Below are 24,403 nucleotides of genomic sequence, written 5' to 3' on the forward strand. Positions count from 1 at the left end.
ACGACCAGTTCATATCAGTCGCAAGCATGCAGCGTTACATCGACCCGCCGGACTTCGCGCCGATGGAAAATGAGCTACGGACTTATTGGGTGAGGTTGGGACGCTTTCTTGTGCCGACCCTTAACCGCTGATTCCACCGACTGGGGGCACGGTCCCGCCGTCCAGCGAACGCGAAAACATACGGGTGCAGGGACTGCGTCCCTGCCCGCCGGAGGCCCCTTTCTCCTACCCCGGCAGCCCGCCCGTCTGCCGCAGGGCCTCCCCCACCGCCAGCCCGGCCGACATGGCGAGGTTCAGCGAGCGCACGTCGCGTTTCATCGGCAGGCGGATGCGGCCCTCGCAGGCGGCGTGGACATGCGGTGGCGCACCGGCGCTTTCCTTGCCGAACAGCAGCACGTCGTCGGGGCGGAAGACGAAATCATAGGCCGAAACGCTGCCCTTGGTAGTGAGCAGCACCAACCGCGCGGCACCAATGCTGGCGTGGAAGGCGGGCCAGTCGGCGTGGCGGGTGATCGCGACGTGATCGATATAGTCCATCGCCGTGCGGCGGACGCGGGCATCGTCCCACAGGAAACCGAGCGGTTCGATCAGATCGACGGGCACGTCCAGGCAGGCGCCGAGGCGCAGGACGGCGCCGACATTGCCGGCAATTTCCGGCTCAAACAGCGCAATGCGCATTCTCAGCGCAGATTGCCCACCGCGCGCTGGATGCGCTTGCAGGCTTCTTCCAGCACCGCGTCTGACGTCGCATAGCTGATGCGGAAGGCCGGCGAGCCGCCGAACGCCGCGCCATGGACAACGGCAACACCTTCGGTTTCGAGGAAGTAGGCCGCGACTTCTTCATCGTTGATCAGCACGGTGCCGGTGGGCGTCGTCTTGCCGATCAGCCCCGAGCAATCAGGATAGACGTAGAAGGCGCCTTCCGGGCGCGGGCAGATCAGGCCGGGCGTCTGGTTCAGCATGGACACCACCAGATCGCGGCGGCGCTGGAAGGCGGCGTTGCGCTCGGCAAGGAAGCTCTGATCACCGTTCAGCGCCGCCACCGTGGCGGCCATGGAGATGGAGCAGGGGTTTGAGGTGCTCTGCGATTGCAGCTTGGCCATCGCCTTGATGATCCACGCCGGACCGCCGGCAAAGCCGATGCGCCAGCCGGTCATGGCATAGGCCTTGGAGGCGCCATTGACGGTGAGCGTGCGGTCGTACAAGCCGGGTTCGATCTCGGCCAGGGTGCCGAAATCGAAATCGTCATAGACGATATGTTCATACATGTCGTCGGCCAGCACCAGCACCTGCGGATGGCGCATCAGCACGTCGGCCAGCGCCTTCAGTTCCGTGCGGGTGTACGCCGCGCCGGTGGGGTTGGACGGGGAATTGAAGATGAACCAGCGGGTTTTGGGCGTGATCGCCGCTTCCAGCTGTGCGGGGGAGAGCTTGAAGCCCTGCTCGACGCCGCACTGGATCACCACCGGGGTGGCACCGGCGAGCAGCACGATATCGGGATAAGACACCCAATACGGCGCCGGAATCACCACTTCATCGCCCGGATCGAGCGTGGCCAGCAAGGCGTTGAAAATCGTGTGCTTGCCGCCGGAATTGATGCTGATCTGGTCAAGTCCGTAATCGAGGTTGTTGTCGCGCTTGAACTTGGCCTGCACCGCGGCCTTGCATTCGGGCGTGCCATCCACCCCCGTATATTTGGTCTGGTTGGCGTGGATAGCAGCGATAGCTGCCTCCTTGACGAAATCCGGCGTGTCGAAATCCGGCTCGCCAGCGCCCAGCCCGATGATGTCGCGGCCCTGACGCTTCAACTCGGCCGCCTTGTTGGTCACCGCGATGGTGGGCGATGGCTGGATGCGGTTGATGGCGGCAGAGGTGCGGTTCATGGGTAGATCCTTTCGCGCCGCAGGGCATAGGTTGGCATTTGTTACGGTGCAACCCGCGATTGCCTTCATCCACCCATACGGCGGATATGATGCCACAACCGTTCCACCAGCCGATCGTGCGGATCCCAACCCAGCACATCCATCGGATTTTCCACGAAGGGCGACAGGCCGTTGATATCGTGGAAGCGCGGTGTGCCGCACACATCGTCAATCATATATTCGATGCTGCACACCTCCATGCCGGCCTCACGCGCCAGCATTTCGGCCGCCGCAATCAGATTGGGCGGGGGTTCGGCACGACGGCGGCGACGCTGGGCCAGGCGCTGCAGCCGGTCATCAGGGCTGGCGAGCATCAGCGCATCCTCGGCAGCGGCAACATCGACCCCATAAAGGTAGCGGCCACCCAGAACCTCGATCCGAGTGGTGGTGCCATCGCGCGGTTTGACCAGCGCCTGGCACAGCCACACACCGTTGGCCGATGGCGGCAACAGGCCAGCTTCGGCGGTATGCGCCAACGCCGCACGATCATCGAAGCGGGTGACGCCCGATCCGGCACCGCTCACATCCGCTTTCACCACCACCGGAAAGCCGATAGTCGTGGCCGCCGCCAGCAGCGCCGCTGTGTCGTGCACCACGCGCGTTGCCGGCGCCGCCAGCCCCAGCCGGTTGATCAGCGCCAGCTGCCGCGCCTTGCTGGCATCGATCGCCATGGCATCGGCGCCGTTCAGCACCAGCGCCCCCTGCCCGGCCCAATGATCGAGCAGCGCCATGGCGTAATAGACCGGGTGATGCACGCCGTGGCGGGCCGAGCTCATGGCGATGCGGTTGAAGATCACCGGCGCCGGCGGCTGGCCACCAATGGGATCAAACCCGTGGCCGGCGGTGTGCACCGGCAGATAATCGATCCCGGCCCGGGACAGCGCGGCAAACAGCGGCTGAAACCCATCCGGATGGTCATGAACAATTGCCAGTTGATGCATGTACGCCCCCGGCCTGCTGCACTGCACAGGCCTTTTGTTGTTCTGCTGCCAGACTGGGAAAAAACGCCCTCCTTTGCAATACCTAATCGGGCTTGCCTGTATTTCCGCAGCGCAACACGGCGCGCCAAAAGGGCCAAAGCTGCAATAACCATTAGGGGAAATACCATGCCGGCGACCCTGGCAAAATCAGGCGGCCTGTTTCTGGCCATGATCATCGCGCCGTTTGGCATGGCCCAAGCGCAAGACACCGCCTTTGCGGTGCACATGGCCTCGCCGTGCCTGCCGCCCATATTGTCGCCACCGGCGCGCTGATGAAGGCCGGCGTGCTGGTAAAGGACGGCAGCGCGCTCGAACGGCTCGCCGAAGCGGACGCCGCCGTATTCGACAAGACCGGCACCCTCACGCTTGGGTCGCCCGAACCCGTTGACCTGTCGATGCTGGACGCAACACAAGCCGGCATCGCGCTGGCTCTCGCCCAGTGCAGCCGCCACTCACTCTCTGAAGCCCTGCGCACCGCCCTCACTGGCGCCGGCACCGTTCCGCAACGGGTGATACTGGTCACGGAAACGCCCGGTGAAGGCCTAAGCGGCCAATGGCATGGGCAAGTCGTGCTGCTTGGCCGCCCCGCCAGCGATGACGGTGACATGATGGCTGCCGCTCTCTCGATCGGCGCGGCGCCGGAAATCAAGCTGCGCTTTGCCGATCCGCTGCGCCCGGCCGCCGCTGGCACCGTCGCCGAACTGGCCCATCTGGGCCTGCCCGCCCGTATCCTCTCCGGCGATCGCCCCGAACCGGTCGCGGCGGTCGCGCGGGCGCTGGGTGTCCCCGGCGAAGGTGGCCTCAACCCCGCTGATAAGCTAGCGGCGATCAAGTCGCTCGCCGCCAACGGCCGCCGCGTACTGATGGTTGGCGACGGCCTCAACGACGGCCCGGCGCTGGCGGCCGGCCATGTCTCGATGGCGCCAGGTTCGGCGGCCGATGCCAGCCAGAATGCCGCCGATGCCCTTTTTACGCCGCTGCCCGGTCCAAAGCTTTACGCATGATTCCGGAGTGAGCCGGTTCCGAGGGGCTTTTCGCCAACCAATGAACGGCGTAACAGGCGGCGCATGACAGTATCGCTCACCCTGCGCCGCCCCGATGATTGGCATGTTCACCTGCGTGATGGCCAGATGCTGGCCGCCGTGGCCGATGCCACCGCGCGCCAGTTCGCCCGTGCCATCGTGATGCCAAATCTGAAACCGCCGGTGACGACCGCTGCCGCTGCCGCTGCCTATCGGGACCGCATTCGCGCCGCCGTTTCGCCGGGCCTGAAATTCGAGCCGCTGATGACCTGCTATCTGGTCGATGGCATCGATTCGGACGAACTGGTGCGCGGCCATGCGCAAGGCATCTTCACCGCCGCCAAGCTTTATCCGGCCCACGCCACCACCAACAGCGCCCATGGCGTCACCGATGTGCGCCACATCTATCCGGCCCTGGAAGCGATGCAGCGCATCGGCATGCCGCTGCTCATCCACGGCGAGGTGACCGATCACACAGTCGACATCTTCGACCGCGAGGCGGTGTTCATCGAACGCATCCTGAAAAGCGTTGTCGCCGATTTCCCGGCGCTGAAGATCGTGTTCGAACATATCACCACCAAGGATGCGGTGGATTTCGTGCGCGATTCCGGCCCCAACATCGCCGCCACCATCACGCCGCACCACCTGGCCATCAACCGCAACGCCATGTTTGAAGGCGGCATGCGCCCGCATTTCTATTGCCTGCCGGTGGCCAAGCGCGAACTGCACCGCCAGGCGCTGCGCCAGGCGGCCACCGGCGGCGATCCGAAATTCTTCCTCGGCACCGATAGCGCACCGCACGCCGTGGAGACCAAGGAGAGCGATTGCGGCTGTGCCGGCATCTATTGCGCGCCCTTGGCCATCGAATCCTATGCGCGCGTGTTCGAGGAAGAAGGCGCGCTGGACCGGCTGGAAGGCTTTGCCAGCGAGCATGGCCCGCGCTTCTATGGCCTGCCGCTGAACCCCGATTTCATCACGCTGGAACGGGTCGCAACGCCCGTGCCACCCCGCATCCCGGCCGCTGGCACCGAAATCGTGCCCTTCCACGCCGGCGAGGTGCTGGACTGGCGCTTCGTTGCCTGAGCATCCTTACGAAGGCCGTCGCGTCGTGCTGGCCACACAGCACGGAAAGCTGCGCGCGCTGGCGCCACCATTGGCGCGCCGGCTGGGACTGATTGTTGAACCTGCCGCCATCGATACCGATGCGTTCGGCACCTTCACCGGCACCACCGCGCGCACCGGCACCGCAGCCGAAGCGGTATTGGCGAAGGCGCGGGCCGGGATGGCCGCCGCCGGGCTTGATCTGGGCATGGCCAGCGAAGGCAGTTTCGGCCCGCACCCATGGCTGCCGTTCGGCGCCGGCGGCGTGGAGACCCTGGCCTTCATCGACGCACCGCGCGGCCTCGAACTCACCCTTTCCGCTGTCTCGCGCCGCACCAATTTCGCCCAGCATGAGGTGAGCGCCGGCACCGATATCGCCGCCTTCCTCACCCGCGTCGGCTTTCCCTCCCACGCGCTGGTGGTGAAGGGGCCCGATGGCGACGTACTGGCCACCGGCGTGCAGGACATGGCCACGCTTTCGCCCTTGGCCTGGCCCGGCAACCGGTTGGAAACCGACATGCGCGCCCACATGAACCCCGCCCGCATGGCCGCGATCCGCAGCCTTGCCGGCCGGCTAGCGGCGCGACTGGCCGCCCTGTGCCCGGATTGCGGCGCCCCCGGCTGGGGCCAAGTCGATCTGCTGCGCGGTCTGCCCTGTTCCTCGTGCAATCAACCCACGCAGGGCGTGATGGCGATCATCGATGGCTGCACCGTTTGCCACCACCGCGAAACCCGACCGCGCCCCGATGGCGTAACCGCGGCAAGCCCCGCCAGCTGCGATTGGTGTAACCCTTAACCCAGCCCCATCTGCCGCCCGGCCAGATCGAGCATGATCTCTTCCGAACCGCCGCCGATCGCGTTCACCCTCACCTCGCGATAGATGCGCTCGATCTTGGATCCCGTGATGTAACTGGCGCCGCCCAGTACTTGCGCGGCCTCGCGCACGACATGTTCCAGCATGCGCGTCGCCTGCACCTTCAGCATGGCGTAATCGGCCGGCACACCGGTCCCCGAACGATGCTGATGCGCACACAGATCGACCCAGGCCTGCGTTGCCTGAATCTGCCGGGCACAATCGGCCAGCTTGATGCGGATCGATTGATGCGCGCCCAGTTTCTTGCCGAACGTCTCGCGCTGCTGGGCCCAATCCATCGCCTCTTTCAGCGCCACCCGCGCCATCGAACAGCAGCCATGCGCCATGCCCAACCGTTCACTGTTGAAATTGCGCATGATGCCGATGAAGCCGCCGTTTTCCGGCCCGATCATGTTTTCCGGCGGCACTTCGACATTGTCGAAATAAACGGCGGCGGTGTCCGAACAGCGCCAGCCCATCTTGTCGAGCCTTGTGCGGCTCACGCCCGGCCGATCGGTTTCGATCAGCATCAGCGAAATGCCCTTCATCCCCGGCCCGCCGGTGCGCACCGCCACCGTCATATAATCGGCGCGCATGCCGGTGGTGATGAACATCTTCTGCCCATTCACCACATATTTGTTGCCCACTTTCTCGGCGCGGGTCTTCAGTTGCGCCACGTCTGAACCCCCGGAGGGCTCTGTGATGGCCAGGCTGATCAATTTCTCGCCAGCCAGCACGGCCGGCGCGATGCGGCGCTTCATCTCGTCCGAACCCAGCGCCAGGATCGGCGGCAGGCCGATCCCGTGCGTCATCAGGCTGGCTCCCAGCCCGCCAGCGCCGGCCGCAGACATTTCTTCCGTCTGGGTGAGCCCGTGAAAAACATCGAAGCCTTCGCTATGGCCGCCATATTCTTCCGGATAGTTCAAGCCCAAGATGCCGGCCTGCGCCGCCTTCTTGTGCAGTTCGCGCGGCAGTTCGCCATCGGCTTCCCACTTGTCGATGTTGGGCAGCACTTCGGCGGCCATGAACTTGCGCACCGATTGCGCCACGGCCTCGTGGGTTTCATCATAGAACGGCGAGCGTGCGCGCCATTCATCAAAGCTGATAGTCATGTCTGCTTCCTCACTGTTCAGGCCAGTGTGCCCTTGCTAGCGTCCGCAATCTGCCTTGGGAAAACGACAGGACACACATGAAAATCGCTCTGCTTGCTGCCTGCCTGCTGGCCTCGACTGCCGCCATTGCCGCGCCTTCTTTGGCCGATGAAGTGTTGTGGGACAGTTACGGCGTTCCCCACATCTATGCCGATAGCGAAGCCGGCGCCTTCAAGGGCTTCGGCTGGGCGCAGGCGGCCAGCCACGGCAATATCCTGCTCAGGATGTACGGCGAAAGCCGGGCGCGGGCGGCGGAATATTGGGGAGCGGAACACGCCCCGCTCGATCGCTACCTGATCGCCCATGATGCGCCGGAGCGCAGCAAGGCCTGGTACAAGGCGCAAACGCCCCAGATGCGCGCCAATCTCGATGGGTTCGCTGCCGGCATTAACGCCTATCTCGCCGCCCACCCGGATCATGTGCCGGCCGAACTCAAACGCGTGCTGCCCATCACCGGTGTCGATGTGATGGCCCACGCCCACCGGTTGATGCAGTTCCTCTATGTCGCCCCGATGGGCCGCATGCTCACACCGCCGGCGGACTTCAAGCCAACCGGTATCGGCGATAACGGGGACGGCGATGCCGGCGGTTCCAACGGCTGGGCCGTCGCCCCGCAGCGCACGAGCGATGGCGCGGCGATGCTGCTGGCCAATCCACACCTGCCGTGGGCGCCGTCGCTGCTCACCTACTACGAGGCGCAGATCACCGCGCCGGGCTACAGCGTCTATGGCGCAACGCAGGTCGGTCTGCCGGTGCTGCGCTTTGCCTTCAACAACAATCTGGGTTTTACCAACACGGTCAACAACATGCTGGGTGCGACGCGCTTTGCGCTGGAGGAAGCGCCCGGCGGCTATCTGCTTGACGGCAAGGTGATGGCCTATCGCCGCGTCACCAAATCGCTGCTGATCCGCCAGAGCGACGGCAGCCTGAAGCGCGAGAGCTTCATACAGCGCCACAGCGTGCACGGCCCGGTGTTCGATGTGGACGGAAAGCCGATCGCCGTGCGCATCGCCGGCCTCGATCGCCCCGGCGTGCTGCAGGCCTATCTCGACATGGGCAAGGCGCAGGATTTCGCCGGCTTTGAATCGGCCCTGAAACGGGTGCAGATCCCCAGCTTCAACATCGTCTATGCTGATCGCGCCGGCCATGTGTTCCACATTTCGAACGGCATCCTGCCCCGCCACAAGACGGGCGGGACGCACGCCTTCTGGGCCGGCATTGTCCCCGGCAACCGCAGCGACCTGATCTCCGCCGAGATTGAACCCTATGAAAGCCTGCCCAAGGCGCTCGATCCGCCGGGAGGCTTCGTCCAGAATGCCAACGATACGCCATGGGTCAACAGCCTGCCGCGCGTGATCGATCCCAAGGATTATCCCGCGTATGTCGCCCCGCCCCAGCCGACCAGCCTGCGTGCGCAAATGTCAGCCCGGCTGCTGGCTGGCACAGACAAATTGTCCTTCGCCGAGTTCCAGCGCCGCAAGCTCACCACCACCAGCCTGATGGCCGAACGCATGAAACCCGCCCTGCTTGCCGCAGTCGCCAGCAGCCCGGACCCGGACATTGCCGCGGCGCGCGACCTGTTGACGGGATGGGATAATCGGTTTGAACCAGACAGCCGCGCCGCCATCCTGTTCGAGGAATGGGCCACGCGCTTCGCCGGGCCGAACTTGAACGATCAGGCCAACTATGCCCGCCGCTGGACCCTGGACGATCCGGTGAACACGCCATCCGGCATCAAGGACAATGCGGTCGCCACCGCCATGCTGAAAGCGGCCGCACAGGCCGTGACAGCCCGCCACGGCCGCGTTGATCCCCGCTATGGCGACGTTTCGCGTTTCAGCGCAGGAGAAAGCCTCACCTTCCCCGGCCATGGCGGCGAAGGCGGCCTTGGCCTGTTCCGCACCATCAGCTGGAAACCGTGGCAAACCGGCAACCGTGTGCCGGAAGCGGGCGAAACCTGGGTCAACCTCATTCAGTTTACCACGCCGATGAAGGCCATCGCCACCATGAGCTATGGCAACAGCAGCCAGCCCGGCACGGCGCATCGCAGCGATCAATTGAACCTGCTCAGCGAAAAGCGGTTCCGGTCGCTGTGGCTGACGCGAACGGAGGTAGAGCGGAATCTGGAGAAGCGGGAAGGATATTGAGGCACGCGGCCGGCGGCAAAGCCGCCGAGTCCGCTGGGGATGCTGAAGGAAAGTAAGAGAAAGAGCGCGGCAAAGCCGCGCCGTCAGACGAACAGAAAAAGGGCGGCCCGTCGGGGCCGCCCTTTCTCTTTCGCTGGCCGATCTTGCCTGAGCCGGTGGATAGCTGCGCTATCCACCCGCCCGGCTGCGATCAGAACTTGACGCGGGCACCCAGACGCAGCGCCCACAGCGAACCGTTGAGGTTCACACCCTGAACCGGCGCCGTCACGGTGGTCCCGCTCCGGTTGGCAAACTGATACGCCGTGCAAGCCGGGGTGGAGCAGGTCACGCTGACCAGCGTGCCGTAGCCCGGGAAGGCCACCTGGCGGATGGTACCCCAATCCTTGTTCAGCAGGTTCAGGAAGTTCTCGATGTCGGCGCTCAGCTCGATCTTGCCGCCAAACACGAACGGCACTTCCTGGCGGACGGCGAGGTCGAGGCGGTTGTAGCGCGGCGTCTTGCCAATGTTCTTCGGCGCGATCCCACCCTGATAGCGGTTGAGTTCCGAGTTCTGCACGACATTCTGGAAGCCGGCAAAATCGAAGCCAGTCGCATACACAACACGCGGATCAGCCGTGGCCGAGCTGACGTTCGGCACATACATCAGATAGCGGTTGTTGGTGCCGGTGACACCGAACACGGCGGAGCGGTTGCTGCCCGACGCCTGATCCGCCATCGTGTAGCTGAAGCGCTGACCAGCCTGGCTGTTGAAGAACAGCTCGATCCGGGTGTTGTTGTCCCCGAACATGTTGAAGTCATAGCTGGCCATCAGGCGATAGGCATCATCACGCTGATAGCTGGAGATGCCATAAGCGGCATTGTTGGGATCGATGCCGGCAGCGGCGTTGACGTAGTTGGAGAAGGCCACCGACGAAGTGCCGTTGCTGGCATCACGCGCACGCTGGAAGGTGTAGCTGCCGCCCAGGCGGAAGCCGTTCGACCAGCGCTTGTCAAACCGGGTCACCACGTTCCAGCTGAAGCCGTCATCGACATTGGTCAGCAGGATATCGGTGTTGGTGGTCGTACCCTGGCCCGGCAGCACCTGATAACGGATGCGGCCATCCGGCAACGTGCCCAGCGGCACCGAGCGCAGATCGGTCCAAGTCGCAGCATCGCGCTGGCGGCTCCACACCACGTCGAGGCCCAAGCGCCATTCGTCACCCAGGAAGCCCAGATCGGCCAGATAATCCACCGAGCCCGACAGGCGCCACGTCGACGGGATGCGGTAATTCGGGTCGAGCGAGTTGGTGGGCGAAGCGGCGGTGCCACCGGCGCGGATCGCGTTGACCAGATCAACCGGGATGTTCGAACCGTTGGTGACGTTGTTCAGCGCGCCGGCACCGATGCTGGCCACCTGAGCCGGAGTCAGGCCGGAAATGCCGGCAACCGTGAAGGTTCCATCGGCGTTGCGGCGCACCTGGGCGCGGCCCAGCGTCGGGCCCGGGTTCGAATAGTTGTTCGAAATCCAGACGTTGGGGTTGCCACCGCCGAACAGGCCAGCCGAACCGCGCAGTTGCAGACGATCGGTCGGCTTCCAGTTGAAGCCAAGGCGAGGCTGGAACAAGCTGCGGCCGTTCAGGGTCTTGTTGTTCGGGAAGCCATAGCGGCCCAGGAACGCATCGTTGAAGAACGGCTCGTCCTGCGTGTCGAACATGTCATAACGGAAGCCGGCAATCAGGCTGAAATTCTCGCCCAGATCCATTGTGTCCTGCATGCCGAACGACCAGCTGTTGTTGGCAAACAGCGCGCGCACGGTATCGATGCCACCGCGCAACGGCACGGCGATGTCAAGTTCGTTGGCGGTGCGGCCATTCAGATCGGCGATCGAATCGAAATAATAGGCGCCCGAAACGCGCTGGGCGAACAGGTTGTTGATGTCCTGCGTACGGCGCTCGACGATGGCCTTCACCGTGTGATTGTTCATCTTCAACGTCGCGGTGAATTCGAAGTTCAACGACTGCGAGGACAATTCATTGGCCTGGCGGCTGATATCCGGACCGAACTGCAGACGGCGGGTGCCAGCCGGGCAGGTCAGCGGCGGAGCCGAGCTGGTCGGAGCAAGGCAAGTCTGGAACTGACCAAAGCCACGATCGCTGAACGGCACCTGCAGGCGCACATAATCAGCATAGGACACACGGGCCTGGGTGGAGAAATTGTCGCTCCACTGATCGTTGAGTTCGAAGATGCCAAAGTGGTTGATGGCACCCTGATTGTAGTTGTTGGACAGCAGGGCGAAGGTCGGGTTGGTGGCATTCAGTTCACCAACGCCGGTCTGGCCGGCGAGCACGGTGCCTTCGTTGTACATGTAGGTGAAGGCGGCACGGTGACCATCGGCGATGTTGAGGTCGAACTTGGCGACGACCTTGTCGTCCTTTTCGCCAATGGAGGTGGCCACGCCACCGGTATCGAAACCAAAGCGGTTCTTCGCGATGGTGCCGATCTCGCTGATCTGGGCATCAGTGATGCCCAGGGTGCCCGGGCTGATCGCGGCCGGGACGACATCGCGGGTGCGTTCATAGGTGACGGCGAAGAACAGGCGATCCTTGATGATCGGGCCGGTGAACTGCGCGGTGTAGATCTGCGATTCAAACGCACCGGTGCGGATCACGCCGCGGGCATTGTCGCCGCGCAGCTTGTCGGAGTTATAATAGGCGCCCGCCAGGAAGGTAAAGCGGTTGGAACCCGACTTTAGCTGGGTGTTGATGGCGCCGCCCTGGAAGAAGCCCTGACGGATATCGACCGGGGCCACTTCAACCGAGAATTCACCGATGGCATCCAGCGGCACCGGGCCGCGAGTGGAAACCAGGCCGCCGGCTTCGAGGCCAAAGGGATCGCCGAAGGCTACGCCGTCCACGGTGAAGCGGTTGAAGCGGTTGTTGGAGCCGGCGATCGAGATGGCGCCGCCGTTGGTAGGATCGATGTTCACCATCGGATCGCGCGCCGCCAAGTTGCGGATGTCGCGGCCGACGTTGGCCACGCCGGCGATGTCACGCGCGGTCAGGATGGTGGCGGCGCCCGACGCGATGGTGATGGCGCTGCGGGTGCGCGCGGCGGTGACCGTGATGGTGCGGCCGGCCGAGGCGAGCATGACTTCCACGCGCTGCGGGGCGCCGGCGGTCAGGCCGTCCAGCGTGTCGGTGGCAGCGTCAAAGCCCGGGGCCTGCACAGTGATGCTGTAGGGGCCGCCCAAGCGCAGGCCGGTGGCATTGAATTCGCCGTTGGCGCCCGAGGTCTGCACCATGCGGGTGCCCGACGGGGTGTGGATGATCGTCACAGTGGCGCCGGCGATCGGCTTGGACTGTTCATTGACCACGGCGCCGCGAATGGCCGACGTGGTTTCCTGGGCCTGCACGGCGGCGGGCAGAACGAAGGCCGGAACGGCAAGCGCGGCAAGCGCAACACCAAGACGAAGATGACGCATGAGAAGACCCCCTGGGGCTGGTTGAGACGGCATAGGCAAACAACGGGAATCGAACCCCGCCGTCAATAATTAAGGCGGGCTCTGCAGGGGATTTGTGACGCTTCTGTTACAGCTTCATGGTCAGTTCGTGACCATGGCGGGCAAGGGCCCAGTTGGCCGCGAAGTGTTGCAGTGCAGCAACACTGCAGATCCCGCCTGGGATCAGGAAGGCAATGGCGGCGGCGTGGTGGGCGCTGAGGGTTTCGAACCCCCGACCCTCTCGGTGTAAACGAGATGCTCTACCGCTGAGCTAAGCGCCCAAGCCGCCGGTGAAGCCATTAGTCGCCCGCCCCTAGCCGCGCCGGGCCGTTCGTGCAACCTTGGCCGCAATGGCCACACTCGACACCACGCAAACCGCCGTTTTCATCGCGCTGACCATAGCCATGGCGCTGGCCACCATCTGGCAGGTGCGGCGCATGGGCCGCAAGCAGGGCGCCCGCAGTGCCGCTGCCGACAATCGCGAATATTTCCTCGCCGGCGGCGGGCTGACCTGGCCCTTCATCGCCGGCTCCATCACCCTCACCAACCTGTCCACCGATCAACTGGTTGGCATGAACGGGCAGCAGATGCTGCTGCTGGCGTGGTGGGAACTCTCCGCCGTGGCCGGCCTCGCCATCCTGGCTCTGGTGTTCCTGCCGGTTTATTATCGCGAGGGCTGCACCACCACGACCGAACTGCTGCAGAAACGCTATAACTCGCCGGCCTTGCGCGCCCTCGTCTCGGCGCTGTTCCTGGCCGGCAATCTGCTCATCTATCTGCCGATCACGCTCTACACCGGCGCGCTGTTCCTTCGGACGGTATCCGGTTCCGATCTGCCGCTGCTGCCACTGGCGGCCGTGCTGGGCGTGGCGGGCTCGCTCTATGCCATCCTTGGCGGACTGCGCGCCGTTGCCGTTTACGACACGATCGCCGGGGTGGGCGTGCTCGGATCGGCGCTGGCCATCGTCTGGCTGGCGCTGCAGGCCATCGGCTGGGATTTTTCCGGCATCCCGGCTGAACGCCTCACACTGGTTGGCGGCCCCGAAAGCCCGATCCCGTGGCCCACCCTGCTCACCGGCATGATCTTCATCCAGACCTTCTATTGGTCCACCAACCAGAACATCACCCAGCGCGCCATGGCCGCGCCCAGCTTGCGCGAAGGCCAGAAGGGCGTGTTTGTCGCCGGCCTCATCCGGCTGTGCATCGTGCCGGCCATCGTCGTGCTGCCCGGCATCGCCAGCTACAAATTGTTCGGGCCCTTGGGGGACAGCGCCTACGGCCGCATCGTTGCGGAAGTGATGCCCACCTGGGCCTCCGGCGCGTTCGCGGCGTTCATGGCGGCGGCCGTGCTCACGCACTACACGTCGATCCTCAACAGCACGACGACGCTGTGGGTGTGCGACATCCACGAAGCCTATATCAACCGCAATCCCAATGTCGGCCGGCTCAACACGTTCATCTCTTTGGGTTTCGTCGCCATCTCCATTGCGCTGGTACCGCTCTACAGCGGCGCGGATTCAATCATCAACCTGGTCCAGCAGCTGAACGGCCTGCTCTCCATGCCGATCCTCGCGGCCTTCATCTGCGGCCTGGTGTTCACTGGCATCCGTGCCAGCGCCGTCATGCTGGCGCTGGTTTTCGGCGTTGGGCTCTATGCCGTGTTCACCTGGGCATGGACGCCGACCCACTATATCCACCTGATGCTGGTGACGTTGCTGGCCACGATCGCGGTGGCGCTGGCCATCAATCGCCTGATGGGCGGCACGGCACGGTTGCGGCATCGCGCGGCTGCGGCCAATATGGCTTGACCGATTCACCGCTCACGAGGTTCGCATGTTCACCCGCCTCTTTCTCGAACACCCGCGCATCGTGAATGAAACCTATACCGAGCATATGGGCGCCGCCTTCGGCGTGGGCGGCCGCATGTTCTTCGCCAGCCTGAAATGCTTTGTCCACGGGCTAATCCCCGGCCTGTACAAGACCGCCGGATCAGACGCGATCTGCGAACTGCACCGCCAGGTGGCACCGCGCAAATACGACCAGCCGACTTTCTGATCGGCCGCAACAACAGTGGGGGGATACACGCGATGACCGATACATTGGGGCTGTCGCCAGACCGGCTTGCCCGGCTGGATTCGCATCTGGAGGAAAAATACATCGCCACCCGCCGCCTGCCCTGCACCCTGTCGCTGATCGCCCGCCACGGCGAGATCGCCCATCTCCACACGCAAGGTCTTGCCGATGTCGAACGCGGCATCCCGGCCCGCGACGATACGATTTTCCGCATCTATTCGATGACCAAGCCGATCACCTCGGTGGCGCTGATGATACTGGTCGAACAGGGCAAGATCGCGCTCGATGATCCGGTGGCGAAGTATATCCCGGAATGGAAGAACCTCGGCGTGTTCGTCGCCGGCACCCACAAATTGGGCTTCCAGACGCGCCCCTGCACGCGCCCCATGCAGGTGGTCGATCTGTTCCGCCATACCGCCGGCCTTACCTATGGCTTCCAGCTGCGCACGAACGTGGATGAAGCCTATCGCCGCGAAAAGATCGGCGAGATCGAAAAGGCCGGCACGCTGGAATCCATGATCCAGGCGCTCGGCAAGCTGCCGCTGGAATTCTCGCCCGGCGACGCCTGGAATTATTCGGTGGCAACCGATGTGCTGGGCTGGCTGGTGCAGGTGGTTTCCGGCCGCCCGTTCGAGCAGTTTCTTGCCGAGGAAATCTTCGCACCATTGGGCATGGTCGATACCGGCTTCCACGTGCGCGAAGGCCAGCAGCACCGCTTCGCCGCCTGCTATCAGCCCGACAAGACCGGCACCATCACCCTGCAGGATGATCCCACCACGTCCAGCTACCTCACGGCGCCCAGCTTCATCTCCGGCGGCGGCGGGCTGGTTTCAACGGCGAGCGATTATCTGCAGTTCTGCCGGATGCTGCTGAACGGCGGCACCCTGAACGGCCACCGCTTGATCAGCCGCAAGACCCTCGATCTGATGACCGCCAACCATCTGCCCGGCGGCGTCGATCTGCCGGCCATGAGCCGCAGCCTGTTTTCCGAAGCGGCTTATGATGGCGTTGGCTTCGGCCTCGGTTTCGCCACCTCCACAGCAGCCCACAAGACGCTGATGCCCGGCAGCAACGGCGATTATTTCTGGGGCGGCGCCGCCAGCACCTTCTTCTGGATCGATCCGGAGGAAGATCTGATCGGCATCTTCATGACCCAGCTCATCCCGTCGAGCACATGGCCGGTGCGCAAGGAAATGCGCACCATGGTCTATGCCGCGCTGGATGATTGATCTGACAAGGATAATGCCATGACCGATTATGTGCCGCCGAAAGTCTGGACGTGGGACAAGGGCTTTGGCGGCCGTTTCGCCAACATCAACAGGCCCATCGCCGGCCCGACGCAAGACAAGGACCTGCCGGTCGGCAAGCACCCGTTCCAGCTCTACAGCCTCGGCACGCCCAACGGGGTGAAGGTGACGGTCATGCTGGAAGAATTGCTGGCGCTTGGCCACACCGGCGCGGAGTATGATGCCTGGCTGATCAACATCGGTGCCGGCGATCAGTTCGGCAGCGGCTTTGTGGACGTAAACCCCAACAGCAAGATCCCGGCGATGGTGGATCATTCGACCAGCCCGCCCACCCGCCTGTTCGAAAGCGGCGCCATGCTGCTGTATCTGGCGGAAAAATTCGGCGCCTTCCTGCCCACCGATCATCACGCCCGCACCGAGGCGCTGTGCTGGCTGTTCTGGCAGATGGGCTCTGCCCCGATCCTGGGCGGCGGCTTCGGGCATTTCTATGCCTATGCCCCCACCAAGCAGGAATATCCGATCAACCGCTTTGCCATGGAGGTGAAACGGCAGATGGACGTGCTCGACCGGCACTTGGCGGCAAACGAGTATATGGCCGGCAGCGATTACAGCATCGCCGACATGGCGATCTGGCCCTGGCATGGCGCGATGAGCCTCGGCTTGCTTTATGAAGCCGGCGAATTCCTGGAAGTGGCAGGCTATACCAACGTCATCCGCTGGACCAAGCAGATCGGCGAGCGCCCAGCCGTGAAGCGCGGCCGCATGGTCAACCGCCCCTATGGCGAACCGTCGAGCCAGTTGCACGAACGCCACGACGCCAGCGATTTCGACACGAAAACCCAGGACAAGATTGGTAAACCCGCGTGACCGAGGCAGCCGCATTTCCCCAACCGCCCGACACTGGCCCCGAAGGCTCCCTGCCCCACAGCCTCGCGCAGCGCCGCATCGTCCGCTTCGAGCCCGGCCATGCGGTGATCGAATATGAAGTGCTGCCGGCCATTTGTCACAGCGGCGGCGTCGCGCAGGGCGGCTTTGTCGCCGGCTGGATCGATGCCGCCATGGCGCACGCTGTGATGGCAAAATTCGGCGTCGAACGCGTGCCGATCAGCCTGGAGATCAAGGTCAGCTATTTCGCGCCGGCCAATCCCGGCCGCGTTCTCGCCGAAGCCTGGATCGAACGGGCGGGTGGGCGTACATTATTTGCCGAAGGCCGGTTGACCACGCTGGACGGCAAGATCCTGGCCAAGGCCAGCAGCACCATCACACTGATCGACGCCAACAAGCTGAAAGGCTCGATGACCGGCAATTGAAGCTGGCACACGCCATTATTGGCACGCAAGCTGCTGATAAATTTCTGTTAATAAATCTGTTCGACAGTGCCGCTTGAAGAGCGCACCATAACCCTACTGCGAGTCCCAAATTTTGCATTGGGCGCAATCCTGCCCCTGTATCCAAAACGTGGAGCTGCAGGAAAACGACAGCACATAAGTGACTGTCTTTTGGGGAGGAATAGCATGAAAACATATGTTTTCGGGACACTGGCGCTTGTCTTGTTGACCAGCGCCAGCATCGTCAGTGCGCAAAGCTTTACCTATGTTTCCACGTCAAACGCGCCCACCACAACTGTGGGCGGCGCGGGGCCTGATGGGCGGCCGTTCGGGGCTGCGGCCTGGTCGGGCACCAGTGAACTGATGATGGACGGCAAGAAGGTGATGTCGAACTTCACCTGCGTTGCCATGACCCAGCCGAACAATGCCAAGGTCTTTGATCAGCACATGATGTGCAATGGCAGCGATTCCGGCGGCACCTGGACCTCGGCCTGGGGTTGCTCCGGCGTGCAGGCCACCGGCATGTCGTGCTGGGGCCAGTTGCAGGGCCTGACCGGCGGCTATGCCAAACGCATCGGCGTCATCTCCGGTTCGGGCAAGGGCCCGATGCAAACCGGTTCCGGCCATTGGAACCCCTGATGATTTAGCGTTGAATTTCCGGGGCCGGCGCTGCGGTGTCGGCCCCTCATTCGCCCGGCGGGGTGATCATGATCCGGATGCTCACCCACGTTCCCACCTGATAATCGCCGTTCACCCGCGGCGGCTTCACGCGGAACTGCCAGGCAGCCTCGTTCACCGCATAGCCCATGCCGGAGCCGGGTGATTCCCCGATCGGGCGGCAATCTTCCACCTTGAAGCGCGGCGCGGTTCGGCAGGCGATCAGGCCAAAGGCCCCTGGCCCGGAATAACGCGCCTTCCTGATATAGAAGGCAAGTTCCGCATCGGTCGGCTCACGCTGCCATTCGGCGGCATAGAGTTTGGACCCATCCGGCGCCACGCCCACCACCGCGCTGTCGGGCGGGCCGGCTTCGGCCATCTGTGCAGGCGCGCTGTCAGCAGACGGCACCTTGCTCAGGTCAAAGTCTTTCAACGCCGGATCGCCAAAGCTCCATTTGGCCGGCGGCGCATCATCAACGGTCACCATCGGCTTGGGCTGCGGATTGCTGGGGGCCTTCTGCGCCTTTTGCTGCTGCTGCGGTTTGGGCTGGGCGCGTTGCGGTGTGGGCGCGGCGACATTCACCGCCACCATGCTGGTGATGCCCGGCTTGCCCTTGGGCAGCGGCGGCGCCAGCAGCAACAGCAGCAGGATCAGCCCAACATGCAGCGCGATGACGATGGCCAGCACCGGCACACGCCGCCGATCCGCCCACCAATTGCGCGGGCGGGCCAGAAATCCGGTCGGAACCGGCAAGGAGGCGGGGGCGTTCACTATAGGGGCGGTGGGCAGGGTTGCCTTCCATAGGCTGCCCCGGCCCTGCCCGGCTAGTCGAGATTTGGCCGCAGCAACTGGGTGGCGCGTTCGCGGCTCACGCCGAGACGGCTGGCATAGTCCAGCAACTGGTCTTCCCCGATGCGGGCGACGCCGAAATAGGCGCTTTGCGGGTGCGCGAAGTAAAAGCCCGAAACGGCCGCCGTCGGCCACATGGCAAAACTGTCGGTCAGGGTGATGCCGGCGCGCTCTTCCACGCTCATCAGATCGAAGATGTGGGTTTTCAGGCTATGCTCCGGACAGGCCGGATAGCCCGGCGCCGGGCGGATGCCGGTGTAACGTTCGCGGATCAGATCATCGCACGACATCTTGTTGCCCTGCTCATGCCCCCAGATCTCGCGGCGCACGCGCTCGTGCAGATATTCGGCAAAGGCCTCGGCCAGGCGGTCAGCCAGCGCCTTCAACAGGATATCATTGTAATCGTCGTGCGCAGCCTTGAAGCGCGCCAGTTGCGTATCGATGCCCTCGCCGGCCTGAACGGCAAAACAGCCCAGCCAGTCGGCCTCCGGATGGATGAAATCCGCCAGGCACATGTTGGCGCGGCCATCCCGCTTGGCGATCTGCTGGCGCAGGAACGGCAGGCGCGCAATCGGCGCCGCGCGGCTTTCATCGCTGAACAGCACGACATCATCGCCCTCGCGCCGCACCGGCCAGATGCTGATCACGCCCTTGGGGTGCAGCCACTCCTCCGCAACGATACGCTTCAACATCGCCTGTGCGTCGGCAAACAGGCTGGTGGCGCTTTCGCCCACCACCAGATCGGTGAGGATCGCCGGATAATTGCCGTGCAGTTCCCAGGCGCGGAAGAAGGGCGTCCAATCGATATAGGGGATCAACGTTTCCACCCGCACATCATCGATGGTCATCGTGCCGGTGAAGTTCGGCTTCACCGGCGGGTGCGCGGCGAAATCGGTCGAGAACCCATTGGCCCGCGCCTGTTCCAGCGGCACCAGCGCCGATTGGCCACCGCCGGCGCGTTGGATGCGGATCTTTTCATATTCGGCCGCCGTTTCGGCCACCAAGGCCTCCTTCAGCGTGTCCGAAACCAGCGTGCCGGCCACGCCCACCGCGCGGCTGGCATCGAGCACATGCACCACTGGCCCTTCATAGGCCGGCGCGATCCTGAGCGCGGTGTGGACCCGGCTGGTCGTCGCCCCGCCGATCAGCAGCGGCATGGTCATGCCCGCGCGCTGCATTTCGCTGGCGACATGCACCATTTCATCGAGGCTTGGCGTGATCAGGCCGGAAAGCCCGATCATGTCGGCATCATGCTTCACCGCGGCATCCAATATGGTCTGCGCCGGCACCATCACGCCGAGGTCGATCACCTCGAAATTGTTGCACTGGAGGACCACGCCCACGATATTCTTGCCGATATCATGAACGTCGCCCTTCACGGTCGCCATGATGATGCGGCCCTTGGAGGACGAACCCTCGGACTTTTCGGCTTCGATATAGGGCAGCAGGTGCGCCACCGCCTTCTTCATGACGCGGGCGGATTTCACCACCTGCGGCAGGAACATCTTGCCGCTGCCGAACAGATCACCAACCACGTTCATGCCGGCCATCAACGGGCCTTCGATCACCTCGATCGGCCGCGCCACGGTCAGGCGGGCTTCCTCGGTGTCCAGTTCAACAAAGGCGTCCATGCCCTTCACCAGCGCATGTTCAAGCCGCTTTTCCACCGGCCATGTCCGCCACAATTCGGCAGCCGGATCGGCGGCCTTTTGCGGCCCGCCCTTGAACTTGTCGGCCACGGCCAGCAGGCGATCTGTCGAATCCGCGCGGCGGTTGAGAACCACGTCCTCGCACAATTCGCGCAGTTCCGGATCGATCGCGTCATACACGTCAAGCTGGCCGGCGTTGACGATGCCCAAGTCCATGCCCGCCTGGATGGCATGATACAGAAACACGCTGTGCATGGCCCGGCGCACCGGTTCGTTGCCGCGGAAACTGAACGACAGGTTGGAAACGCCGCCCGAGATGTGGGCGTGCGGGCAACGTTTGCGGATCTCGGCGCAAGCCTCGATGAAATCAACGCCGTAGTTGTTATGTTCCTCGATGCCCGTCGCCACCGCGAAAATGTTGGGATCGAAGATGATATCTTCCGGCGGGAAGCCGATGCCGGTGAGCAATTTGTAGGCGCGCTCGCAAATCTCGACCTTGCGGGCGGCGGTGTCGGCTTGGCCCTGCTCGTCGAACGCCATCACCACCACGGCGGCACCATAGCGCAGGCACTTCTTCGCCTGTTCCAGGAACGGCGCTTCGCCTTCCTTCATGCTGATCGAATTGACGATGCCCTTGCCGGCCAGACACTTCAGCCCGGCTTCGATCACCGTCCATTTCGAGGAATCGACCATCACCGGCACCCGCGCGATGTCCGGCTCGGCCGCGATCAGGTTCAGATAGGTGACCATGGCCGCTTCGCTGTCGAGCAGGCCTTCGTCCATGTTGATGTCGATGATCTGCGCGCCGTTTTCCACCTGCTGGCGCGCGACTTCCACGGCCGCCGTGTAATCGCCATTCAGGATCAGCTTCTTGAACGCAGCCGATCCGGTGACGTTGGTGCGCTCACCGATGTTGATGAAGGATGCAGTCGTCACGCGGCAAACCTGTGGGCTTCAAGGCCAGTCAGATACAGGGCCGTTTCGGGTTGGGGCACCACGCGCGGCGGCAGGCCAGCAACCTGACGTGCCATCGCCGCAATATGCTCCGGCGTATTGCCACAGCAGCCGCCAACGATGTTGACGAGGCCTTCATCAGCCCAGCCGCGGATGAAGCCCGCCGTCGTCTCCGGCTGCTCATCATATTCGCCCAGATCATTGGGCAGGCCGGCGTTGGGATAGGTCATGATCAGCGTGTCGGCTTGGCGGGCCAGCGCCTGAACGTGCGGCCGCAGTTCAGTGGCGCCAAAGGAGCAATTGAGCCCCACCGCCACCGGCTTCACATGGCGGATCGAGTGCCAGAAGGCCTCCACCGTCTGCCCGGAAAGGTTGCGACCGGACAGATCAGTGAGCGTCATCGACAGCATCACCGGCACGACCGAACCGCGCGCGTCACCAGCTTCGGCCGCAGCAAAGGCGGCAGCCTTGGCATTGAGCGTGTCGAACACAGTTTCAATCAAGATGAAATCCACCCCGCCGTCCAGCAGCGCCTCGATCTGCTCGCGATACACGTCCTTCACGCCATCGAACGTCACTTCGCGATAGCCGGGGTCGGACACGCGTGGGCTCAGTGACAGTGTCTTGTTGGTCGGCCCCAGCGAACCCGCCACCCAGCGCTGGATGCCATCGGCAGCAATCGCGGCGTCCACGCATTCGCGCATGATGCGCGCGGCGGCCAGGTTGATCTCGCGCACCCGGTCTTCCATGCCGTAATCGGCTTGGCTGATGCGGTTGGCGTTGAAGGTGTTGGTGGCCAGCAGCCGCGCGCCCGCGGCGATATAGCGATTGCAGATGCCGGCAATCGCATCAGGCCGCGTGAGGTTCAGGATGTCGTTGTTGCCCTTCTGATCATGATTGCTGGCGATGTGGCCGGCATAATCAGCAGCGGTTAGCCCCAGATTCTGGATGGCGGTGCCATAGGGGCCATCCTTCACGATGATGCCCTGCGCCGCAGCGGCACGCAGAGATTCAGCAGCGCTGGTCATGCAGCAAGCTCCTGTGCCGGCCGCACGCCCAGCAGATGACAGATGGCGTATGAGAGTTCAGCGCGGTTCAATGTGTAGAAATGGAAGTGCCGCACGCCGCCGGCGTACAGCCGGCGCGACATTTCGGCGGCCACGGTGGCGGCGACCAGCTGGCGGGCGGCCGGCTTGTCATCGAGGCCGTCGAACAGGCGCCCCATCCACTCCGGCAGATGCGTGCCGCAGCTCACCGCCATCTTCTTCAGGTTGGCATAATTGCTCACCGGCAGGATGCCCGGCACAAGTTCGATATCCAGGCCGGCGGCGGCCACCTTGTCGCGGAAACGGAAGAAGGTATCAGGTTCGAAGAAGAACTGGCTGATCGCCCGCGTCGCGCCGGCATCATGCTTGGCCTTCAACGCGTCCAGATCGGCGGCAAGGCTGCCGGCTTCCGGGTGGGTTTCGGGATAGCAGCTCACCGAGATTTCGAAATCATGGCGGCGCTTCAGGGCGGCGACCAATTCGGCGGCGCTGGCATAGCCACCGGGTACCGGCTGGAAGCCGGCCTCGCCGCCCGGCGGGTCACCGCGCAGCGCCACGATATGGCGCACACCGGCGGCCCAATATTCATCAGCGATTCCATCCAGTTCCTCGGCCGTCGCGTTCACGCAGGTGAGGTGCGCGGCGGCCGGGATCGGCGTTTCATGCACAATGCGCGCCACCGTCGCGTGGGTGCGTTCCCGGGTCGAGCCGCCGGCGCCATAAGTGACCGACACAAAGCGTGGGGCCAGCGGCACCAATGTTTCCACGGCCTGCCACAGGCTTTCCTGCATCGCCGGCGTTTTCGGCGGAAAGAATTCAAAGCTCACCGCCAGATCGCCCGGCAGATCGGCAAACAACGGGCCGTTCAGCGCCCGGGCGGCTTCGGCCATCTGATTGAGAGTCAGGCTCATGCTTCCACCTTTACGGCCGGCTTTGTCGCCAACCACAGTGTCACGCCCAGTTGATCCGCGGCTTCAGCTGGCAGCCGCCGCGCCACGTCGCCGGCCAACCCGGCGTCGGCCATCCAGCCCAGCACTGCTTCATCGGCAAAGCCCAGGCGCAGGTGGCGGCGTTCCACTCGCAGTTCCTCGCGATTGTGCGGCATCAGATCGATCACCAGCAGCCGGCCACCGGGCCGCAGCACACGCGCGGCCTCCGCAATGGCGGCGGCGGGATTGTCGGCAAAATGCAACACCTGGTGCAGCACCAGCGTATCGGCGCTCGCGGGGCTGAGCGGCATTTCATACATGTCGCCGGCCTGCACGCGGGCACTGGCCAAGCCCACCGCTTCCAGCCGGTTACGCGCGATGCGCAGCATTTCCGGGTTGCGATCCAGCCCCAGCGCGCTGCGGGCGCGCGGGCCCAGCAGTTCCACCATGCGCCCGGTGCCGGTGCCAACATCGACCAGATCGCCCAGATCACCGGCCAGCGCGGCCACGATGGCCTGTTCCACCCCAGCCTCGCGGGTGTGCAGGCTGCGTTCCTGTTCCCATTCGCCGGCGTGGGCGGCAAACCAGCTGTCCACCGCTGCGGCGCGATCGGCACGCACCTGGCCCAACCGTGTACGATCGCTGGCGCCCAGATCAGCAGCGCCAGGCACCACGGTCGCCAGCGCCTCGATCGCGCTCAATGCCGGGCCGCTGATCGCCGCCGGGCCCAGCCGCACGAACACCCAGGCGCCTTCGCGCACCCGCTCCACCAGGCCTGATTCGGCCAAAATGCGTAAGTGGCGGGACACGCGCGGCTGGCTTTGCTGCAGCACCTGGGCAATCTCGCCCACGGCCAGTTCCATGCCCTTCACCAGCAGCAGGATGCGCAGCCGGCTGGGATCACCGATGGCACGGAAGATAGCGAGAAGTGGCTCCATGGCGACCTCTTTACACGCACTTAAAGACATAAAGCAATCTTTATGTGATGGGTCGCAATTGAATAAACCGATGCTTCG

The 24,403-nt window shown here is 64.0% G+C and carries 21 protein-coding genes and 1 tRNA gene; 11 read left to right on the forward strand and 11 right to left on the reverse strand.

All coding sequences use genetic code 11. From position 1 onward, the window contains the following. Positions 1 to 225: 225 nt before the first annotated feature. The 3 genes from G566_RS0102790 to G566_RS0102800 all read right to left on the reverse strand — a co-directional run bounded on the left by G566_RS0102790 (position 226) and on the right by G566_RS0102800 (position 2,863). Positions 226 to 678, reverse strand: coding sequence for a tRNA (cytidine(34)-2'-O)-methyltransferase (locus G566_RS0102790; protein ID WP_022679163.1), 453 nt, complete (start codon positions 676 to 678; stop codon positions 226 to 228). Between the two features lie 2 nt (positions 679 to 680). Then, on the reverse strand, positions 681 to 1,883 hold the full coding sequence (locus tag G566_RS0102795; RefSeq protein WP_022679164.1) for a pyridoxal phosphate-dependent aminotransferase: 1,203 nt from the start codon (positions 1,881 to 1,883) through the stop codon (positions 681 to 683). A gap of 65 nt (positions 1,884 to 1,948) precedes the next feature. Then, positions 1,949 to 2,863 (reverse strand): ATP-grasp domain-containing protein, encoded by a 915-nt coding sequence (locus G566_RS0102800; RefSeq protein WP_022679165.1) that lies wholly within the window; start codon positions 2,861 to 2,863, stop codon positions 1,949 to 1,951. 165 nt (positions 2,864 to 3,028) lie between these two features. Here G566_RS0102800 and G566_RS15270 point away from each other — a divergent pair, with 165 nt between their 5' ends. From G566_RS15270 to G566_RS0102820, 4 genes are all read left to right on the forward strand, one after another. After that, positions 3,029 to 3,175 carry a hypothetical protein gene (locus G566_RS15270; RefSeq protein WP_022679166.1) on the forward strand — a complete coding sequence of 49 codons (147 nt, stop codon included), beginning with the start codon at positions 3,029 to 3,031 and terminating at the stop codon, positions 3,173 to 3,175. Continuing rightward, positions 3,139 to 3,906 (forward strand): HAD-IC family P-type ATPase, encoded by a 768-nt coding sequence (locus G566_RS0102810; RefSeq protein WP_243442394.1) that lies wholly within the window; start codon positions 3,139 to 3,141, stop codon positions 3,904 to 3,906. Before G566_RS15270 ends, G566_RS0102810 begins: the two co-directional genes overlap by 37 nt. 63 nt (positions 3,907 to 3,969) lie before the next feature. Continuing rightward, positions 3,970 to 5,007, forward strand: coding sequence for a dihydroorotase (gene pyrC, locus G566_RS0102815; protein WP_022679168.1), 1,038 nt, complete (start codon positions 3,970 to 3,972; stop codon positions 5,005 to 5,007). After that, complete coding sequence (locus tag G566_RS0102820) at positions 5,000 to 5,821, forward strand: DUF6671 family protein (protein WP_022679169.1); 822 nt, start codon at positions 5,000 to 5,002, stop codon at positions 5,819 to 5,821. The genes pyrC and G566_RS0102820 overlap by 8 nt, the downstream gene beginning before the upstream one ends. On the opposite strand, the gene G566_RS0102825 is transcribed toward G566_RS0102820, so the two are convergent. After that, the gene (locus tag G566_RS0102825; protein WP_022679170.1) at positions 5,818 to 6,990 is read right to left on the reverse strand and encodes an acyl-CoA dehydrogenase family protein; all 1,173 of its coding nucleotides are present in this window, start codon (positions 6,988 to 6,990) and stop codon (positions 5,818 to 5,820) included. The two genes, G566_RS0102820 and G566_RS0102825, sit on opposite strands and share 4 nt — an antisense overlap. Before the next feature lie 77 nt (positions 6,991 to 7,067). Here G566_RS0102825 and G566_RS0102830 point away from each other — a divergent pair, with 77 nt between their 5' ends. Continuing rightward, the gene (locus G566_RS0102830) at positions 7,068 to 9,176 is read left to right on the forward strand and encodes a penicillin acylase family protein (protein ID WP_022679171.1); all 2,109 of its coding nucleotides are present in this window, start codon (positions 7,068 to 7,070) and stop codon (positions 9,174 to 9,176) included. A 190-nt stretch (positions 9,177 to 9,366) separates the two neighbouring features. Here G566_RS0102830 and G566_RS13305 read toward each other — a convergent pair whose 3' ends face one another. Further along, the gene (locus G566_RS13305) at positions 9,367 to 12,636 is read right to left on the reverse strand and encodes a TonB-dependent receptor (protein ID WP_022679172.1); all 3,270 of its coding nucleotides are present in this window, start codon (positions 12,634 to 12,636) and stop codon (positions 9,367 to 9,369) included. 224 nt (positions 12,637 to 12,860) lie between these two features. Beyond that, positions 12,861 to 12,935: transfer RNA gene (locus G566_RS0102840), tRNA-Val, on the reverse strand. A gap of 69 nt (positions 12,936 to 13,004) precedes the next feature. On the opposite strand from G566_RS0102840, the gene G566_RS0102845 reads away from it, so the two are divergent. From G566_RS0102845 to G566_RS0102870, 6 genes are all read left to right on the forward strand, one after another. Next, a complete protein-coding gene (locus tag G566_RS0102845) occupies positions 13,005 to 14,462 on the forward strand; it encodes a sodium:solute symporter family transporter (RefSeq protein ID WP_022679173.1) in 1,458 nt (485 codons plus the stop codon). 25 nt (positions 14,463 to 14,487) lie between these two features. Beyond that, positions 14,488 to 14,709, forward strand: coding sequence for a DUF6356 family protein (locus G566_RS0102850; protein ID WP_022679174.1), 222 nt, complete (start codon positions 14,488 to 14,490; stop codon positions 14,707 to 14,709). A 32-nt stretch (positions 14,710 to 14,741) separates the two neighbouring features. Next, positions 14,742 to 15,956: a serine hydrolase domain-containing protein gene (locus tag G566_RS0102855; RefSeq protein ID WP_022679175.1), complete on the forward strand. Its 1,215-nt coding sequence runs from the start codon at positions 14,742 to 14,744 to the stop codon at positions 15,954 to 15,956. Positions 15,957 to 15,974: 18 nt separating this feature from the next. Further along, positions 15,975 to 16,841 carry a glutathione-dependent disulfide-bond oxidoreductase gene (yghU, locus tag G566_RS0102860; RefSeq protein WP_022679176.1) on the forward strand — a complete coding sequence of 289 codons (867 nt, stop codon included), beginning with the start codon at positions 15,975 to 15,977 and terminating at the stop codon, positions 16,839 to 16,841. Next, on the forward strand, positions 16,838 to 17,284 hold the full coding sequence (locus G566_RS0102865) for a PaaI family thioesterase (protein WP_022679177.1): 447 nt from the start codon (positions 16,838 to 16,840) through the stop codon (positions 17,282 to 17,284). The genes yghU and G566_RS0102865 overlap by 4 nt, the downstream gene beginning before the upstream one ends. 204 nt (positions 17,285 to 17,488) lie before the next feature. Continuing rightward, on the forward strand, positions 17,489 to 17,941 hold the full coding sequence (locus G566_RS0102870; protein ID WP_022679178.1) for a hypothetical protein: 453 nt from the start codon (positions 17,489 to 17,491) through the stop codon (positions 17,939 to 17,941). A 46-nt stretch (positions 17,942 to 17,987) separates the two neighbouring features. On the opposite strand, the gene G566_RS13310 is transcribed toward G566_RS0102870, so the two are convergent. The 5 genes from G566_RS13310 to G566_RS0102895 all read right to left on the reverse strand — a co-directional run bounded on the left by G566_RS13310 (position 17,988) and on the right by G566_RS0102895 (position 24,325). Then, the gene (locus G566_RS13310) at positions 17,988 to 18,713 is read right to left on the reverse strand and encodes a hypothetical protein (RefSeq protein WP_022679179.1); all 726 of its coding nucleotides are present in this window, start codon (positions 18,711 to 18,713) and stop codon (positions 17,988 to 17,990) included. A 71-nt stretch (positions 18,714 to 18,784) separates the two neighbouring features. Continuing rightward, positions 18,785 to 21,394 carry a methionine synthase gene (metH, locus tag G566_RS0102880; RefSeq protein WP_022679180.1) on the reverse strand — a complete coding sequence of 870 codons (2,610 nt, stop codon included), beginning with the start codon at positions 21,392 to 21,394 and terminating at the stop codon, positions 18,785 to 18,787. Further along, positions 21,391 to 22,440 (reverse strand): homocysteine S-methyltransferase family protein, encoded by a 1,050-nt coding sequence (locus tag G566_RS0102885; RefSeq protein ID WP_022679181.1) that lies wholly within the window; start codon positions 22,438 to 22,440, stop codon positions 21,391 to 21,393. The genes metH and G566_RS0102885 overlap by 4 nt, the downstream gene beginning before the upstream one ends. After that, positions 22,437 to 23,369: a methylenetetrahydrofolate reductase [NAD(P)H] gene (metF, locus tag G566_RS0102890; RefSeq protein WP_022679182.1), complete on the reverse strand. Its 933-nt coding sequence runs from the start codon at positions 23,367 to 23,369 to the stop codon at positions 22,437 to 22,439. Before metF ends, G566_RS0102885 begins: the two co-directional genes overlap by 4 nt. After that, positions 23,366 to 24,325, reverse strand: a complete 960-nt coding sequence (locus tag G566_RS0102895; RefSeq protein ID WP_022679183.1) for an ArsR/SmtB family transcription factor — start codon at positions 24,323 to 24,325, stop codon at positions 23,366 to 23,368. Before G566_RS0102895 ends, metF begins: the two co-directional genes overlap by 4 nt. Positions 24,326 to 24,403 lie beyond the last annotated feature (78 nt).

It is taken from the genome of Sandarakinorhabdus limnophila DSM 17366 (genome assembly GCF_000420765.1).
GTDB lineage: Bacteria > Pseudomonadota > Alphaproteobacteria > Sphingomonadales > Sphingomonadaceae > Sandarakinorhabdus > Sandarakinorhabdus limnophila.

Excerpts from the sequence above, each read along its gene's own strand:
- G566_RS0102790 (WP_022679163.1), bottom strand. The coding sequence starts at position 678 with ATGCGCATTGCGCTGTTTGAGCCGGAAATTGCCGGCAATGTCGGCGCC.
- G566_RS0102795 (WP_022679164.1), bottom strand. The coding sequence starts at position 1,883 with ATGAACCGCACCTCTGCCGCCATCAACCGCATCCAGCCATCGCCCACC.
- G566_RS0102800 (WP_022679165.1), bottom strand. The coding sequence starts at position 2,863 with ATGCATCAACTGGCAATTGTTCATGACCATCCGGATGGGTTTCAGCCG.
- G566_RS15270 (WP_022679166.1), top strand. The coding sequence starts at position 3,029 with ATGCCGGCGACCCTGGCAAAATCAGGCGGCCTGTTTCTGGCCATGATC.
- pyrC (WP_022679168.1), top strand. The coding sequence starts at position 3,970 with ATGACAGTATCGCTCACCCTGCGCCGCCCCGATGATTGGCATGTTCAC.
- G566_RS0102825 (WP_022679170.1), bottom strand. The coding sequence starts at position 6,990 with ATGACTATCAGCTTTGATGAATGGCGCGCACGCTCGCCGTTCTATGAT.
- G566_RS0102830 (WP_022679171.1), top strand. The coding sequence starts at position 7,068 with ATGAAAATCGCTCTGCTTGCTGCCTGCCTGCTGGCCTCGACTGCCGCC.
- G566_RS13305 (WP_022679172.1), bottom strand. The coding sequence starts at position 12,636 with ATGCGTCATCTTCGTCTTGGTGTTGCGCTTGCCGCGCTTGCCGTTCCG.
- G566_RS0102845 (WP_022679173.1), top strand. The coding sequence starts at position 13,005 with ATGGCCACACTCGACACCACGCAAACCGCCGTTTTCATCGCGCTGACC.
- G566_RS0102850 (WP_022679174.1), top strand. The coding sequence starts at position 14,488 with ATGTTCACCCGCCTCTTTCTCGAACACCCGCGCATCGTGAATGAAACC.
- G566_RS0102855 (WP_022679175.1), top strand. The coding sequence starts at position 14,742 with ATGACCGATACATTGGGGCTGTCGCCAGACCGGCTTGCCCGGCTGGAT.
- yghU (WP_022679176.1), top strand. The coding sequence starts at position 15,975 with ATGACCGATTATGTGCCGCCGAAAGTCTGGACGTGGGACAAGGGCTTT.
- G566_RS0102870 (WP_022679178.1), top strand. The coding sequence starts at position 17,489 with ATGAAAACATATGTTTTCGGGACACTGGCGCTTGTCTTGTTGACCAGC.
- G566_RS0102885 (WP_022679181.1), bottom strand. The coding sequence starts at position 22,440 with ATGACCAGCGCTGCTGAATCTCTGCGTGCCGCTGCGGCGCAGGGCATC.
- metF (WP_022679182.1), bottom strand. The coding sequence starts at position 23,369 with ATGAGCCTGACTCTCAATCAGATGGCCGAAGCCGCCCGGGCGCTGAAC.
- G566_RS0102895 (WP_022679183.1), bottom strand. The coding sequence starts at position 24,325 with ATGGAGCCACTTCTCGCTATCTTCCGTGCCATCGGTGATCCCAGCCGG.